This window comes from Bacillus sp. FSL L8-0167 (assembly GCF_038630295.1).
GTDB classification, from domain to species: Bacteria; Bacillota; Bacilli; order Bacillales; family Bacillaceae; genus Bacillus; species Bacillus safensis.
Genome location: NZ_CP152027.1, coordinates 2316987 through 2333531, shown reverse-complemented (window position 1 = coordinate 2333531; position 16545 = coordinate 2316987). Strand labels below are relative to the sequence as shown.

17 protein-coding genes are annotated in these 16545 nt (G+C 41.4%); 16 read left to right on the top strand and 1 reads right to left on the bottom strand.

Going from position 1 to position 16545, the window contains the following annotated elements; all coding sequences use genetic code 11:
• Positions 1-18: 18 nt before the first annotated feature.
• From hrcA to mtaB, 7 genes are all read left to right on the top strand, one after another.
• On the top strand, positions 19-1050 hold the full coding sequence (gene hrcA / locus MHB66_RS12035; RefSeq protein WP_003217350.1) for a heat-inducible transcriptional repressor HrcA: 1032 nt from the start codon (positions 19-21) through the stop codon (positions 1048-1050).
• Positions 1051-1113: 63 nt separating this feature from the next.
• Entirely contained in the window at positions 1114-1671 is a 558-nt protein-coding gene (gene grpE, locus MHB66_RS12030; protein WP_024423035.1) for a nucleotide exchange factor GrpE, read from the top strand.
• A gap of 24 nt (positions 1672-1695) precedes the next feature.
• The gene (gene dnaK / locus MHB66_RS12025; protein ID WP_041086261.1) at positions 1696-3534 is read left to right on the top strand and encodes a molecular chaperone DnaK; all 1839 of its coding nucleotides are present in this window, start codon (positions 1696-1698) and stop codon (positions 3532-3534) included.
• A 165-nt stretch (positions 3535-3699) separates the two neighbouring features.
• On the top strand, positions 3700-4833 hold the full coding sequence (gene dnaJ / locus MHB66_RS12020) for a molecular chaperone DnaJ (protein WP_024427952.1): 1134 nt from the start codon (positions 3700-3702) through the stop codon (positions 4831-4833).
• A gap of 22 nt (positions 4834-4855) precedes the next feature.
• On the top strand, positions 4856-5791 hold the full coding sequence (gene prmA, locus MHB66_RS12015; protein WP_046311816.1) for a 50S ribosomal protein L11 methyltransferase: 936 nt from the start codon (positions 4856-4858) through the stop codon (positions 5789-5791).
• 23 nt (positions 5792-5814) lie between these two features.
• The gene (locus MHB66_RS12010) at positions 5815-6585 is read left to right on the top strand and encodes a 16S rRNA (uracil(1498)-N(3))-methyltransferase (RefSeq protein WP_024427953.1); all 771 of its coding nucleotides are present in this window, start codon (positions 5815-5817) and stop codon (positions 6583-6585) included.
• Positions 6585-7943 carry a tRNA (N(6)-L-threonylcarbamoyladenosine(37)-C(2))-methylthiotransferase MtaB gene (mtaB, locus tag MHB66_RS12005; RefSeq protein ID WP_024423030.1) on the top strand — a complete coding sequence of 453 codons (1359 nt, stop codon included), beginning with the start codon at positions 6585-6587 and terminating at the stop codon, positions 7941-7943. The genes MHB66_RS12010 and mtaB overlap by 1 nt, the downstream gene beginning before the upstream one ends.
• A gap of 41 nt (positions 7944-7984) precedes the next feature.
• On the opposite strand, the gene MHB66_RS12000 is transcribed toward mtaB, so the two are convergent.
• Positions 7985-8914, bottom strand: coding sequence for a Na/Pi symporter (locus MHB66_RS12000; RefSeq protein ID WP_046311814.1), 930 nt, complete (start codon positions 8912-8914; stop codon positions 7985-7987).
• 182 nt (positions 8915-9096) lie between these two features.
• Between MHB66_RS12000 and rpsU the strand changes: the two genes are divergently transcribed.
• From rpsU to MHB66_RS11955, 9 genes are all read left to right on the top strand, one after another.
• Positions 9097-9270, top strand: coding sequence for a 30S ribosomal protein S21 (gene rpsU / locus MHB66_RS11995; RefSeq protein WP_003152957.1), 174 nt, complete (start codon positions 9097-9099; stop codon positions 9268-9270).
• A 14-nt stretch (positions 9271-9284) separates the two neighbouring features.
• Positions 9285-9734 carry a GatB/YqeY domain-containing protein gene (locus tag MHB66_RS11990; protein ID WP_034280115.1) on the top strand — a complete coding sequence of 150 codons (450 nt, stop codon included), beginning with the start codon at positions 9285-9287 and terminating at the stop codon, positions 9732-9734.
• A 140-nt stretch (positions 9735-9874) separates the two neighbouring features.
• Positions 9875-11188 (top strand): nodulation protein NfeD, encoded by a 1314-nt coding sequence (locus MHB66_RS11985; protein ID WP_034280117.1) that lies wholly within the window; start codon positions 9875-9877, stop codon positions 11186-11188.
• Positions 11189-11215: 27 nt separating this feature from the next.
• Positions 11216-12208 carry a flotillin-like protein FloA gene (gene floA, locus MHB66_RS11980; protein ID WP_024423026.1) on the top strand — a complete coding sequence of 331 codons (993 nt, stop codon included), beginning with the start codon at positions 11216-11218 and terminating at the stop codon, positions 12206-12208.
• Positions 12209-12239: 31 nt separating this feature from the next.
• Entirely contained in the window at positions 12240-12725 is a 486-nt protein-coding gene (locus MHB66_RS11975) for a hypothetical protein (RefSeq protein ID WP_046311810.1), read from the top strand.
• A 58-nt stretch (positions 12726-12783) separates the two neighbouring features.
• The gene (locus MHB66_RS11970) at positions 12784-13833 is read left to right on the top strand and encodes an RES family NAD+ phosphorylase (RefSeq protein WP_046311808.1); all 1050 of its coding nucleotides are present in this window, start codon (positions 12784-12786) and stop codon (positions 13831-13833) included.
• Between the two features lie 235 nt (positions 13834-14068).
• A complete protein-coding gene (yqfC, locus tag MHB66_RS11965; protein WP_046311806.1) occupies positions 14069-14350 on the top strand; it encodes a sporulation protein YqfC in 282 nt (93 codons plus the stop codon).
• Positions 14351-14368: 18 nt separating this feature from the next.
• Complete coding sequence (yqfD, locus tag MHB66_RS11960; RefSeq protein WP_041118008.1) at positions 14369-15559, top strand: sporulation protein YqfD; 1191 nt, start codon at positions 14369-14371, stop codon at positions 15557-15559.
• A gap of 3 nt (positions 15560-15562) precedes the next feature.
• Positions 15563-16522, top strand: a complete 960-nt coding sequence (locus MHB66_RS11955) for a PhoH family protein (RefSeq protein ID WP_046311804.1) — start codon at positions 15563-15565, stop codon at positions 16520-16522.
• Positions 16523-16545: the final 23 nt, after the last annotated feature.

Below are 16545 nucleotides of genomic sequence, written 5' to 3'. Positions count from 1 at the left end.
CTAACAGGGGTGATGATGATGTTAACAAATCGTCAGCTTTTGATTCTGCAAGTCATCATTAATGACTTTATTCGTTCGGCGCAGCCAGTTGGATCAAGGACTCTTTCTAAAAAAGAAGACATTACATTCAGCTCTGCGACGATTAGAAACGAAATGGCTGATTTGGAGGAACTTGGTTTTATTGAAAAGACCCATTCTTCATCAGGAAGAATTCCTTCCGAAAAAGGATATCGTTATTATGTAGATCATTTGCTCTCTCCGCGAAAACTGTCGTCTAAAGAGCTTGTGCTCATCCAGTCGGCCTTTCAGGAGAAAATTTTTGAGCTGGAAAAGACAGTTCAAAAATCGGCGGAAATTTTATCAGATCTCACAAACTATACATCGATTGTGCTTGGTCCAAAGCTAAGTGAAAATCGATTAAAGCAAATTCAGCTTGTCCCTGTTCAGCCAAACAAAGCAGTGGCGATCATGATTACAGACAGCGGACATGTTGAAAACAAAACCATTACCTTCTCTGAGCATCTCGATGTCTCCGATATTGAGAAGCTGATGAATATTTTAAACAGCCGCCTAGCCGGAGTCCCGATGGATCAGCTGAAGGACAGAATGTATAAAGAAGTTGTGATGCTTCTTCGTACGCATTTAAAAGATTATGATCATATTTTAGATGCGCTCGGCAATACATTTACATCGACTCAAAATGAATCAAAACTTTTCTTTGGCGGGAAGATTAATATGTTGAATCAGCCGGAGTTTCATGACATTGACCGCATCCGCTCACTCATGATGCTTATTGAGCAAAAGAATGATGTCATGCAGCTGTTTCATCCAAATCAGCAAGGAATCACCATTAAAATCGGTTCAGAAAACAATTTGGAAGCGATGGAGAACTGTAGCCTAATCACAGCTACTTATTCGATTGATCAAAAATCACTCGGCTCCATTGCCGTCATTGGTCCAACCCGTATGGATTATGGGCGGGTTGTCAGTCTCTTGCATCATGTATCAAAAGACTTGTCAAACGCACTTTCCAATTTGTATGATGAGTAGGGTGATAAAAGATAGGGGCACAGCCCCTTCGTATTTTTGAATCTTTTGAGGGAGGTGAACACAATGTCAGAAGAAAAACAGACACCTGAGCAAGAAGCAGAGGTTGAAGCACAAGAAGAAGCAGTTCAAGCAGATACTGAGGAAGTAACAAATGATGAACAGTCTGCCTTCCAAGAAAAAATCGATGAATTGCAGCAGCTTCTAGATGAAAAAGAAAACAAAATTCTGCGTGTTCAAGCAGATTTTGAAAACTATAAACGCCGTGCTCGAACTGAAGTGGAGACCGTGCAAAAATATCGTTCTCAACATGTTGTCAGTGATCTTCTCCCAGCTCTTGATAACTTTGAAAGAGCGCTTGGAATTGATCCAGACAATGAGCAGACGAAAAGTTTGTTAGAAGGAATGCAAATGGTTTACCGCCAGCTGGTAGAAGCGTTGAAAAATGAAGGCGTAGAACCAATTGAAGCTGTCGGCAAAGAGTTCGATCCAAACCTTCATCAAGCCGTCATGCAAGTTGAAGATGAAAACTACGATTCAAATATCGTTGTAGAAGAATTGCAAAAGGGCTATAAACTCAAAGACCGAGTTATTCGTCCATCAATGGTAAAAGTAAATCAATAACTACATAATGGGAGGTCATCGAATATGAGTAAAATCATTGGGATTGACTTAGGAACAACAAACTCATGTGTTGCAGTACTTGAAGGCGGCGAGCCAAAAGTCATTGCTAACGCTGAAGGAGCACGTACAACACCATCTGTTGTCGCTTTTAAAAACGGAGAGCGCCAAGTGGGTGAAGTAGCAAAACGTCAATCAATTACAAACCCGAACACGATCATGTCTGTTAAAAGACATATGGGTACTGATTATAAAGTAGAAGTTGAAGGCAAGAACTACACGCCGCAGGAAATCTCTGCGATTATTCTTCAGCATCTTAAATCATACGCTGAAGGCTATCTTGGCGAAGAAGTAACAAAAGCTGTTATCACAGTTCCTGCTTACTTCAACGATGCAGAACGTCAAGCAACGAAAGATGCTGGTAAAATTGCTGGTCTTGAAGTAGAACGTATCATCAACGAACCAACAGCAGCTGCACTTGCATATGGTTTAGATAAAACAGAAGAAGATCAAACGATTCTTGTATACGACCTTGGCGGCGGTACATTTGACGTATCGATCCTTGAGCTTGGAGACGGCGTCTTTGAAGTGCGCTCAACTGCTGGGGACAACCGTCTAGGTGGAGACGATTTTGACCAAGTCATCATTGATCACCTAGTGGCTGAATTCAAAAAAGAAAATGGCATTGATCTTTCTAAAGATAAAATGGCGCTTCAGCGTTTAAAAGATGCTGCTGAAAAAGCGAAAAAAGATCTTTCTGGTGTATCTTCTACACAAATCTCACTGCCATTTATCACAGCTGGAGAAGCAGGTCCTCTTCACCTTGAATTAACGTTAACGCGTGCTAAATTTGAAGAGCTTTCTGCAGATCTTGTAGAGCGTACAATGACACCTGTACGTCAATCACTGAAAGATGCTGGTTTATCTGCTAGTGAGATTGATAAAGTCATCCTTGTTGGTGGATCAACTCGTATTCCTGCAGTACAAGAAGCAATCAAAAAAGAAACAGGCAAAGAGCCTCATAAAGGTGTAAACCCTGATGAAGTAGTTGCACTTGGTGCAGCCATCCAAGGTGGAGTGATCACAGGAGATGTCAAAGACGTTGTTCTTCTTGACGTAACACCACTTTCTTTAGGAATTGAAACAATGGGCGGCGTATTCACGAAGCTGATTGAACGCAATACAACAATTCCAACAAGTAAATCTCAAGTATTCTCAACAGCTGCTGACAACCAAACAGCTGTAGATATCCATGTCCTGCAAGGTGAGCGCCCAATGGCTGCAGATAACAAAACATTAGGCCGCTTCCAATTGACTGATATCCCGCCGGCACCACGCGGCGTACCGCAAATCGAAGTATCTTTTGATATCGATAAAAACGGTATTGTCAACGTACGTGCGAAAGATATGGGTACAGGCAAAGAGCAAAACATCACAATCAAATCTTCTTCAGGTCTTTCTGATGATGAGATCGAAAAAATGGTCAAAGAAGCAGAAGAAAATGCTGAAGCAGATGCGAAGAAAAAAGAAGAAATCGAAGTGCGCAACGAAGCAGATCAATTAGTGTTCACAACTGAAAAAACATTAAAAGATCTAGAAGGCAAAATCGATGAAGAGCAAGTGAAAAAAGCAAATGACGCGAAAGATGCGCTAAAAGCTGCGATCGAAAAAGGCGAGTTTGAAGACATCAAAGCGAAAAAAGATGAGCTGCAAACAATCGTTCAAGAATTAACGACAAAGCTCTATGAAGAAGCTGCAAAACAAGCACAAGCTCAGCAAGAAGGCGCTGAAGGTGCTCAAAAAGCAGATGACAATGTAGTGGATGCAGAATACGAAGAAGTAAACGACGATCAAGAGAAAAAATAATCACCTTTACTTTTGAAAAGGACTGCTGAAACGTACTCGTCAGAAAGTCAAAGTCAGGATCTCTTGGCTTTGACTTTTTTTCTTTTCAACGATGAAAGGAATTGAAAAAGGTTAAATCAAAATGATACAATCGTATTTATGTGAGAAAATCGGGAGTGTGAAGAGATGAGTAAGCGTGATTACTATGAAGTGCTTGGCGTAAGTAAGAGCGCCTCAAAGGACGAAATCAAAAAGGCATACCGCAAGCTTTCAAAAAAGTATCACCCTGATATTAATAAAGAAGCTGGCTCAGATGAGAAATTCAAAGAAGTAAAAGAAGCCTATGAAACCCTTTCTGATGATCAAAAACGTTCGCATTATGACCAGTTCGGTCATACCGATCCAAACCAAGGCTTTGGCGGCGGCGGTTTTGGCGGAGGAGGAGACTTTGGCGGCTTCGGCGGCTTTGATGACATCTTCTCTAGTATTTTTGGCGGCGGAGCCAGAAGAAGAGATCCAAATGCACCGCGCCAAGGAGCGGACCTGCAATATACAATGACGCTTTCGTTTGAAGAAGCGGCATTTGGAAAAGAAGCAACCATTGAAATCCCTCGTGAAGAATCTTGCGAGACATGTCATGGATCAGGTGCAAAGCCTGGTACGCAGGCAAAAACCTGTTCACATTGCGGCGGTTCTGGTCAATTAAATGTTGAGCAATCCACTCCGTTTGGTAAAGTGGTCAACCGCAGAGTATGTAACTACTGCAGCGGAACAGGGAAACAAATTGATCATAAATGTTCAACATGCGGCGGCTCTGGCAAAGTGCGTAAGCGTAAGAAAATTAACGTGACGATCCCTGCAGGTGTTGATGATGGCCAGCAGCTCAGAGTGTCTGGGCAAGGTGAACCAGGCGTAAATGGAGGACCTCCAGGCGATCTATTCGTTGTATTCCATGTGCGTGCGCATGAATTCTTCGAACGTGATGGAGATGACATTTACTGCGAGATGCCGCTTACCTTTGCGCAGGCTGCATTAGGTGACGAAATTGAAGTGCCGACATTACACGGAAAAGTAAAATTAAAAGTTCCTGCTGGCACTCAAACTGGCACGAAGTTTAGACTCAAAGGAAAAGGTGTGAAAAATGTACGCGGCTACGGCCAAGGCGATCAGCATATCGTTGTACGTGTCGTCACACCGACAAATTTAACAGACAATCAAAAAGATATCATTAGAAAATTTGCTGAAGTGAGCGGAAATAAACCAGACGAACAAGAAATGAGCTTTTTCGATAAGGTAAAACGCGCATTTAAAGGCGAGTAAGACGGATAAGGAGTTGGTAGTATTGAAGTGGTCAGAAATTAGCGTCCATACAACAAATGAAGCGGTGGAACCGATCACCAATATTTTGCATGAAGCAGGTGCAAGTGGTGTCGTGATTGAGGACCCGCTTGATTTAGTCAAGGAACGTGAAAATGTATACGGTGAGATCTACCAGCTCGATCCGAATGACTATCCAGATGAAGGTGTCATTGTGAAAGCCTATCTTCCAATGAACAGCTTTTTGATGGAAACGGTAGATGAGATCAAAGAAGCCATCAACAACCTTCTTCTATACGATATTGACCTTGGGCGCAATACACTGTCAATTTGTGAAGTAAATGAAGAAGAATGGGCAACCGCATGGAAGAAATACTATCATCCTGTGAAAATCTCTGAAAAATTCACCATCGTTCCAACGTGGGAAGAATATACACCAGTTCATTCTGATGAACTGATTATTGAAATGGACCCTGGAATGGCATTTGGAACAGGTACGCATCCAACAACCGTCCTTTGCATTCAGGCGCTTGAGCGCTACGTGAAGGAAAACGATACGGTGATTGATGTTGGAACAGGCTCTGGAATTCTAAGTGTGGCAGCAGCGATGCTTGGTGCAAAGGACATTCAAGCCTTTGATCTCGACACCGTTGCGGTAGAAAGTGCGAAGCAAAACATCGAATTAAATGGTGTAAGTAACCAAGTGACGGTCAAACAAAACAATTTGCTTGATGGAATTTCAGGTGAGCGTGATGTGATTGTCGCCAACATTCTGGCAGAAGTGATTTTGCGCTTTACAGATCAAGCCTATGACCTATTGAAGAAAGATGGCTATTTCATTACATCAGGCATCATTGGACAAAAGAAATTACAGGTCAAAACAGCATTAGAAGAGGCGGGTTTTGACATTGTTGAAGTGCTGTCAATGGAAGATTGGGTCAGCATTATAGCGAAAAAATAAAGCGAGTAGGTGTCAGGACACGTATGCAACGATATTTTATCGACCTCACGAAAGAAGAAGTGACGTTAAAGGGAGCCATCGTTATAAAAGGTGAAGATGTACATCATCTTTCCAATGTCATGCGGATGAAAGCAGGGCAGGAAATCCTTTGTTTAACAACAGACGGCTTTGAAGCGCTCAGTAAAATTGATACAATAACAAAGGAAGAAGTGATTTGCCACCTTGAAAGCTGGACAAATCAAGACAGAGAACTTCCGATTAGGGTGACGATTGCAAGCGGTCTTCCAAAAGGAGATAAGCTTGAGCTCATTATCCAAAAAGGCACAGAGCTTGGCGCAAGTGCTTTTATTCCGTTTCAAGCGGCTCGTTCTATTACAAAGCTTGACCAAAAAAAATCCCATAAAAAACGAGAGCGCTGGGAGAAAATCGCGAAAGAAGCAGCCGAACAGTCCTACCGGAATATCATTCCCCGTGTTTATTCAGTATCAACGTTTAAAGAGCTGACGCAATTAGCTGGTGAATTCGATAAATGTGTCGTTGCATACGAAGAATCATCGAAAGAAGGAGAGCAAAGCCGCTTTCAAACTGTGCTTCAACAGATGAAAGGCGGACAAACCTTGCTAGTGGTTTTTGGCCCTGAAGGCGGTTTGGCAGAAAAGGAGATTGAAGAGCTTGAAACGCTTGGTGCAGTCATTTGCGGGCTTGGACCACGCATTTTAAGAACAGAAACTGCTCCTTTATATGCGCTTTCTGCTATATCTTATCAAACAGAGTTATTAAGAGGTGAATCATGATGGGAACAGTAGCGTTCCATACACTTGGCTGTAAGGTCAACCACTATGAGACAGAGGCGATCTGGCAGCTGTTTAAAGAAGCTGGCTATGAAAGAAAAGAGTATGAATCAAAAGCAGACGTATATGTCATTAATACATGTACGGTCACGAATACAGGCGATAAGAAAAGCCGCCAAGTCATTAGAAGAGCCATTCGCCATAACCCGGATGGTGTCATTTGTGTAACAGGCTGCTATGCGCAAACATCACCAGCAGAAATCATGGCGATTCCTGGTGTTGATATTGTGGTTGGAACACAGGACAGACATAAATTACTAGGCTATATTGAAGAATACCGCAGAGAAAGACAGCCGATCAACGGGGTTGGCAATATCATGAAAGCACGTGTGTTTGAAGAACTTGATGTTCCTGCCTTCACAGACAGAACGCGCGCTTCATTAAAAATCCAAGAAGGCTGTAACAATTTCTGTACATTCTGCATTATTCCTTGGGCACGCGGACTTCTTCGTTCTCGTGATCCAGAAGAGGTCATCAACCAAGCGCAGCAGCTTGTTGATGCGGGCTATAAAGAAATTGTGCTGACAGGTATTCACACAGGCGGATACGGAGAAGACTTAAAGGATTATAACTTTGCAAAGCTTCTGAGAGAATTAGATGAACGTGTTATTGGCTTAAAACGAATCCGTATTTCATCTATTGAAGCAAGTCAAATTACAGATGAAGTGATTGAAGTGCTTGATCAGTCAGATAAAATTGTCAGACACTTACACATCCCGCTTCAATCTGGCTCAAATACTGTGCTGAAAAGAATGCGCCGTAAATATACGATGGAATTCTTTGCAGAGCGTTTAACAAAGCTGAAAAAAGCATTGCCGGGACTTGCTGTCACCTCTGATGTAATCGTTGGATTCCCTGGGGAAACAGAAGAAGAGTTCTTGGAAACGTACAATTTTGTCAAAGATCATCAATTCTCTGAGCTGCATGTATTCCCTTACAGCAAACGTACAGGTACCCCTGCTGCAAGAATGGAAGATCAAGTGGATGAGAATGTGAAAAACGAACGTGTCCACCGTTTGATCGCTCTTTCTGACCAGCTTGCGAAAGAGTATGCATCAGCATACGAAGGTGATGTGCTAGAGATTATTCCGGAAGAATCCTTCAAAGAACAAGAAGGAAACCACAATCTTTATGTTGGTTATACCGATAACTACATGAAAGTTGTTTTTGAAGGGACAGAGGACATGATCGGCCGTCTGGTCAAAGTGAAAATTACGAAAGCGGGCTATCCTTATAACGAAGGACAATTCGTTCGCATCAGCGATGATGTGCAGCCAGACAAAGTGAGAATGACCTCATAATAGATAAAAAAACCGGCAGCCAAAAGGGCAAGCCGGTTTTTTTATTTTGACTGATTCGGCATGAGACACAAGATCAATCTGTGAAAAGGGCGTATGAACGGAAAGAAGAGGAGAGAGCTTGCCACATTAAACAGCAGGCTGAAATGCGCAATCTGCTGGGCAGGAGAGCTTGCGAGAAGGGCGACAACCTCTGTAATCAGGGCGAGAAACGGCAGGCATAAAAGAACCCCAAGCACATTAAACACGACGTGTGCATAAGCCGTTTGACGTGCTGCGTAGCCGCCGGATATCGCAGCCATCACAGCCGTAATACATGTCCCAATATTGGACCCCAACACAAAGCTGATGCCTTCCTGAAGTGCCACAGTTCCTTCATTCATAAATCCCATTAAAATACCGATACAGACTGAGCTCGAATGAACAATTGCTGTGAAAATGGTACCCGAAAGCAGCGCTGTCCAGTCTGAATGCTGCATCATTTCAAGAAAACGCAATGTCTCAGGCTGGCTTGTCATCATCCCTGCAATTTTTGAAAAGCCTTGTATGCAAAAAAAGATCATCCCGAGCCCAAATAAACTTTTTCCTGCATGTCTAAAAGATGTCCTGCCAAAAAGAATGCATACAAGACCGGCTATGATCAAAACCCACATGAATACGTCCATTTTAATGGCGATAAATTCTGTCGTAAACGTGGAGCCGATATTGGTTCCAAGAATCATTGGGATCGATTTTTTAAAAGAGAGAATGCCAGTACTGACAAAGCCAATGACGATGACCATAAAAGCAGAACTGCTTTGTAGAACCCCTGTAAACACAATGCTGACCAAGAATGCTTTGACCGGGTGATCTGTAAAGAGAAGAAGTGATTTCTCAATACGAGACGACGCAAGCGCCATTAATCCTTTTCTCAGCAAACCCATTGACCATAAAAAAATGAAAATAAGTGCACAAAAATAAATGATCGCCATCATAGAAAAGTCCTCCTCTTACCAATGAATATATGGACTTGTCTACCTGCTCATGACGAAAATATATTTCCAAATCACTTAGTTGACCTCACACTAGGCTTATATTATAATGTCTAGGTACATGTTTTGCATGTATATCTTTTTTTAATGCAGTCGATTGGTGTATTCGGAGGGAGGGAAAGAGAATGTCAAAAACGGTCGTTAGAAAAAACGAATCGCTTGAAGATGCTCTTCGTCGCTTTAAACGCAGTGTATCCAAAACTGGAACATTGCAAGAAGCAAGAAAGCGTGAATTTTATGAAAAGCCTAGCGTAAAGCGTAAGAAAAAGTCTGAAGCTGCTAGAAAACGTAAATTCTAAAGAGGGTGGATTTTATGAGTCTTCTTGAGCAATTAAATTCTGATATGAAGCTTATGATGAAAAACCGTGAGAAAGACAAGCTTGTTGTCATTCGTATGGTAAAGGCTTCGCTGCAAAATGAAGCAATTAAGCTTAAGAAAGACAGTTTGACCGGCGATGAGGAACTAACCGTCCTTTCCCGCGAGATTAAGCAACGTAAAGACTCCCTCCGTGAATTTTCGAAAGCTAATCGCTTAGATTTAGTAGATAAAGTTCAAAAAGAGATTGACATATTAGACGTTTATTTACCTGAACAGCTTTCTGAAGAAGAACTGCAAACGATCGTGAAAGAAACGGTCGCTGAAACAGGTGCTTCCTCGAAGGCTGACATGGGTAAAGTCATGAGCGCTATTATGCCAAAAGTAAAAGGTAAAGCTGATGGAGCTGTCATTAACAGACTTGTCAGCGAGCAGCTGTCTCAATAAAAAGTATCCTTCTATTGTTAGAAGGATACTTTTTTTATGCCCTCGTGATTCTGTCATATAAAAATGAAACCTATGATACATTTGTAACGTATGTAAAGGAACGGTAAAATGGAAGAAAGAGAGGAGGGATCACCAAATAGATGAAAAAAATAAAAATTTCTATTGCTCTCTTCAGTTGTTTTATAATATGCTTGTTATTAGGGGTTCAATTGACCGCGAAATCAGCAGATCAGAAAGTTCATGTTATCCCAATTGAAGATACAGTAGAAAAAGGACTTTCTAAATTCATTGAACGATCGTTTGAGCAGGCAAAGTCGGAACGGGCGAAGCATATTATTCTCGACATCAATACACCAGGTGGTGCAGTTGATGCAGCGCTTGAGATCGCAGATACGATTCGTGCTTCCGATATCCCAGTGACAGCGTTTGTCAATCATAGAGCGCTTTCAGCAGGGGCCTTCATCGCGCTAAATGCCGATCAAATTTATATGACCCCGAATGGAAAGATGGGGGCTGCTGCGATCATCGATGGAGAAGGCAATGCTGCCGATCAAAAATCTGAATCTCTATGGCTTGCTGAAATGAGTGATGCTGCCGAAAAGCAGGGGCGTGATCCAAAGTATGCTCTTGCCATGGCAGATGTAGATATAGACGCAAAAGAAGCCGGTGCACCAAAAGGAGAATTGCTCACCTTCAATACAGACCGTGCGCTTCAATTCGGGTATGCAGAAGGGGAAGCAAAAAATATGGATGACTTGCTTCAGAAGCTGAAATTACAAGACGCTTCTGTTCAATACGATGAAGTGAGCTTTGCTGAAAAGGTTGCGCGTTTTCTTACGCACCCAATTGTCATTCCAATCCTTTTATCCATTGCAAGCTTAGGGTTAGTTGTTGAGCTCTATTCTCCTGGCTTTGGGGTCCCGGGCACCATGGGAGTGACAGCGCTTCTTCTATTCTTTTATGGTCATCTCGTGGCAGGTTTTGCAGGATATGAGACGTTGTTCCTGTTTTTAGCAGGGATTGCACTCATCATTCTGGAATTGTTTTTGCCAGGGGGAATCGTAGGTGTCATTGGACTGATCTGTGTCGTTGTCAGCTTATTTTTAGCAGCTGGAAGCTTTACAGAAATGGCGATTTCCATCTTGATTGCCACTGCTGTTTCAACCATAGCAGTTATTTTATTGACAAAGGTGTTGGGGAAACGTATGAAATTCTTTAAAAAGTTCATTTTAACCGATTCAACCAATAAGGAAAGCGGTTATGTCTCAAATGAAACAAGAGAGGATCTTGTTGGACAAATCGCAGTGACAGCCACTGCACTTCGTCCATCTGGTACGATCGTACTTGGAGATGAGCGCATTGATGTTGTGTCAGAAGGTGCATTTATCGATAAAGATGAACAAGTAAAAATTGTGAAAGCGGAAGGCTCACGCATTGTCGTGAGGAAAGTATAGATATACTGATTTTAGAGGAGGAATAAAATGGATCCATCTACTTTACTATTATTTGTGATTATCGCAGCAGGTTTGATTGTTCTATCGATCTTTTTCACTTTTGTACCGGTGATGCTGTGGATTTCTGCCCTAGCGGCTGGCGTAAAAGTGAGCATTTTTACACTTGTAGGAATGAGACTGCGCCGAGTGATTCCAAACCGAGTGGTCAACCCGCTCATCAAAGCACATAAAGCAGGTCTTGATGTGACGATTAACCAGCTGGAGAGCCACTATCTTGCAGGTGGTAACGTGGACCGAGTTGTGAACGCATTAATTGCAGCTCAACGCGCGAATATCGAATTGAACTTTGCCCGCTGTGCAGCCATCGACCTAGCAGGCCGTGATGTACTTGAAGCAGTTCAAATGAGTGTAAACCCTAAAGTCATTGAAACACCATTTATCTCTGGTGTTGCGATGGACGGGATTGAAGTCAAAGCAAAAGCACGTATTACAGTTCGTGCAAACATCGACCGACTTGTCGGTGGTGCAGGGGAAGAAACAATTATTGCCCGTGTAGGTGAAGGGATTGTCTCTACAATCGGTTCATCAGATAATCATAAAAAGGTTCTTGAGAACCCTGATATGATTTCTCAAACGGTTCTTGGTAAAGGATTAGATTCAGGTACTGCATTTGAAATTCTCTCAATTGATATCGCAGATGTTGATATCGGTAAGAACATCGGGGCGATCCTGCAAACAGACCAAGCAGAAGCAGACAAAAACATTGCACAGGCGAAAGCAGAAGAACGCCGCGCAATGGCTGTTGCACAAGAACAAGAGATGCGTGCGAAAGTTGAAGAAATGCGCGCGAAAGTCGTAGAAGCAGAGGCTGAAGTACCACTTGCAATGGCTGAAGCATTACGTGAAGGCAATATTGGTGTCATGGACTACATGAACATTAAGAATATCGATGCTGATACGGATATGAGAGATTCATTTGGCAAAATGACAAAAGGTCCATCTGATAATGAAAACAAATAAGCATCCTCTCACGCTTTAAGGAGGGAGCCCATTGGACATTCTATTTGAAAATCCGCTACTAATTGCGATTATCATCGGTATCATCTCTGCCGTCTTTGGGAAGATCGGCAAACAAGAGGAGAACGAAGAGCAGAATCAGCAAAAGAAGCCCGCTCCTCAGCGTAAGCAGGTGCCCCAAAAGCAAACAAAGCAAACAAGTCCAGATCCAGTCGTGACCGATCAGCTGGACGATTTCGGCGATGTGCATGATCATGGCGGGATGAAGAAAAAAACTTCTCAGTCCTTACAAGATCGCTATACGGCTACACTTGCCGAAATGGAAGAAAGAAAAAACGAGCTGAACAAAGAGTTCCAATCGCTTGAAAGAGAGCTGACAAGGCCAAAGGCTGCATCTGCTGAAATGAGGCCAAAATTCATTGAGAAGCTGAACCAAGATACAATTGTTCAAGGAATGATCCTTGGAGAAGTATTTGGAGAGCCGCGCGCGAAAAAGCCGCACAGAACGATGAAACGATAAAGAAAAACGGTATGATATATTCATACCGTTTTTTAATGATATAAGAAAGGACGGAATTATGGATAAGTGTTGTTCTAATTGCTTTGTTGACAAGCAATTTAAAAATTATATAACTTCTAATGGATTCTTAAGCAATTGTGATTTTTGCCAGATGAAAGATACAAAGTGCATTTATTTAGATAATGAAATATTCTCTAAATTATTTAAATTTTTAAAAAATATTTATGAAATGCATCCAATTAGAAGAAGTAAAGATCTTTTTTACATATTAAGTATTGATTGGGGACTATTTGAATACAATTTCGATAATGACCTTATTAAAAGATTGTGCGCTAATTATGACCTGGATGTGAAAGAGTATTATGTCATTAAGATTGATTTTGAACATTTGATTATAAAATGGCATGAATTTAGAGAAAACATTAAACATGAGCATCGATTTATCAATAGACTGCCACTAGAAATTGAGACATTATTTAAGGAAAAAAGTAGGAACTCAAAAATTTTAGAAAAAGGTGAGATTTTTTATCGGGCTAGAATAGGCAGTGGCGATAAAAATGTCTCGATTCCATTTGATGCTAACTTATCTGATATGGGGATGCCGCCTCTAGATATGGTGAGGATGGGCAGAGCAAATCCTGATGGTATACGCTACCTTTATTTAGCAAATAAAAAAGAGACAGCTATAGCAGAAGTGAGACCGTGGTGTGGGGCAGAAGTGACAATTGGTGATTTTGAATTAATGGATAATATTTTAACTATGGATTTCTCTTATTCTTCTCAAATGAGTTTGTTTAAGGTTATAAATTCTGAGCAATCTGAAACTGTTATGAGTGAAATTGCTTTCTTTGACAATCTTAGTGATGAAATGTCTAAACCAATCTCTCCAAATGAATCATATTTGGAGTATATACCAACTCAATTTATTACTGAAGTTATAAAATCCGTTGGTTATGAGGGTATGATTTTTAATAGTTCTTTAAGTGATGGATTAAACGTAGTTTTATTTAGTCAAGAGTGTATAGATATTGTCAAAACAGATATTTATAAGGTTCACAGTATTAAGTATGACTTTCTCAAAACAGATGATTATACAGTAGTTGAGTAGCACTCTTAACTGCATTTATAAAGTCTCTTCATGAGGCTTTTTTATTTTTCATTATTCGTACTTCTTCATCATTGAGAGCACTTCTTAAATACATGATCGTCCACTGGCTATTTTACGGGATTCATTAGCATGATATGAACCCCTGAGGAATAGGATGATATAGAGGCTTTCTCATCAGTCTCACCATCTTTCAGTTTGATCTCATACACATGAGGTGGGAAGGGGTTCTTATTGAATGGGAAAAAGAAAAAATCGAATTAAAGCATGGCTGACAAGAACACTTGAAATCCCTCCAGACGTGATGATGGATCTTCCCCGTATTACGATGGTTGGCAGACTCCACATTTACATAGAGAACCATAAAGGGCTTTTGCTTTTCAGTGATCAAGAGGTAAGGCTGATGCTCAAACAGGGACAATGCATTATTTCAGGGAAAGATTTTGTGATTAAAACGATTTTGCCAGAAGAGATTTTATTGGAAGGGAAAATCGATGAGGTCCGTTATATTGATTCTTAACTGACGGAGGGGAGAAGCGTGAAGAATAAATGGTTCGCCTATTTTATTGGCAGAGTGGAAGTGGAGATCAAAGGAAATGGCATTGAGCGGCTCATTAATGAGTGCACGAGGCAGGGGATCACAATGTTTCAAGTGAGCCGCCGTCAAGACAGCGTGCGCTTATTTATTCGCTTATCAGATGTACATGCCTTCAGAAAGGTACGCAGACATCATGACGTGACATGTTCATTTCATCAAAAAAAGGGCTTTCCATTTCTACTCCTATGGTCAAGGAAGAATATCGGATTTACCCTTGGGATTGTATGCTTTCTAGTGACGATATTGGCGCTTTCAAACATGGTATGGAAAATCGATATTAAAGGAGCCAATCCAGAAACTGAACATCAAATGCGAAAGCATTTAGACGACATTGGGGTGCAAAAAGGACGTTTTCAGTTTCTAATGGGAACACCTGAAAAAATTCAAAAATCCCTGACAACCAATATTCAAAGCATCACATGGGTCGGCGTAGAACTAAACGGAACAACCTTTCAAATGAAAGTTGTGGAAAAAAATGAACCTGAAAAAGAAAAATACACGAGTCCTCAGCATATCGTCGCCAAGAAAAAGGCTGTCATCACGAGAATGTATGTAGAAAAAGGGGAGCCGCTTGCCGCGGTTGATGAACATGTAAAGAAAGGACAGATGCTTGTCTCTGGACTAATTGGCAGTGAAGATCAGCAAAAAACGGTAGGAGCCAAAGCGAAAATCTATGGTGAAACGTGGTATCGTTCAGAAGTTTCTGTCCCTCTTCGAACATCTTTTGACGTTTTTACGGGTAAAATGAAGACAAAGCACAAGCTCTCCGCATTTGGAGGCTCACTGCCATTTTGGGGCTTTTCTTTTAAAAAGGATGATTTTAAGCAGCCAAAAACAGAAACAGAAGTTCATCCGCTTCATTTCTTAAACATGCAGCTCCCATTCTCTTATGAAAAGGAAATTACACGCGAAAGTGAGAAAATAAATCGCGAATACACAAATAAAGAAGCGGTTCAAGCAGGGATTAAAATGGGTAAAAAAGAATTAGAAGAGAAGCTAGGTCAAACAGGAGAGGTGAAAAGTGAAAAAGTTTTGCACGAGACAACAGGGAATGGTAAAGTTAAGTTAATCATCCTTTACCAAGTAATAGAAGATATTGTTCAACCAACACCTATTGTTCAGGGAGACTAGAGAATGACAGAACATTTACTTGAGATTCAACAAAAATTGGATAGTCCAAACGAAGCGATTGCTTTATTTGGCAATCAAGATGCTTATCTGAAACTAATGGAAAACGAGCTGAACGTCTCCATTATTACGCGTGGAGAAAAAGTGTATGTTTCTGGTGAGGAAGCATCGAGAGATACAGTAAGCCGTTTGATCACATCTCTTTTACATCTCATCCGTAAAGGAATTGAGATATCTGAACGGGATGTCGTCTATGCCATTAAAATGGCGCAAAAAAACAAGCTGAATTATTTTGAAAATATGTATGAAGATGAAATTACGAAAAATGCCAAAGGAAAGTCGATCAGGGTGAAAACAATCGGCCAGCGTGAATATGCTGCGGCGATGAAAAAAGATGACCTGGTCTTTGGAATTGGACCTGCTGGTACAGGGAAGACGTATTTGGCAGTCGTCAATGCGGTCCATTCGCTGAAAAATGGACATGTGAAACGGATAATCCTGACAAGACCAGCTGTTGAAGCAGGAGAGAGTCTTGGCTTTTTACCAGGCGATCTAAAGGAAAAAGTAGATCCTTATTTAAGACCACTATATGATGCCCTGCATGATGTGCTTGGCAGTGATCATACGGAACGTTTAATCGAGCGCGGCGTGATTGAAATAGCGCCCCTTGCCTATATGAGAGGCCGGACGCTTGATGATGCATTTGTGATTTTAGATGAAGCGCAGAATACAACACCTGCCCAAATGAAAATGTTTTTGACGAGACTTGGGTTTGGCTCTAAAATGGTCATTACAGGAGATATTACACAGATTGATCTGCCAAAGGGCATGCAGTCAGGTCTTGCAGCTGCAAAGGACATGCTTGCGGAGATCAGGGGCATCTCATTTATTGAATTAGACCAGACAGATGTGGTCAGACACCCGCTTGTGGCGAAGATCATTGGCGCATACGAAAAGCAAAAATGAACTGAGTGACCCGATCGTCTTCA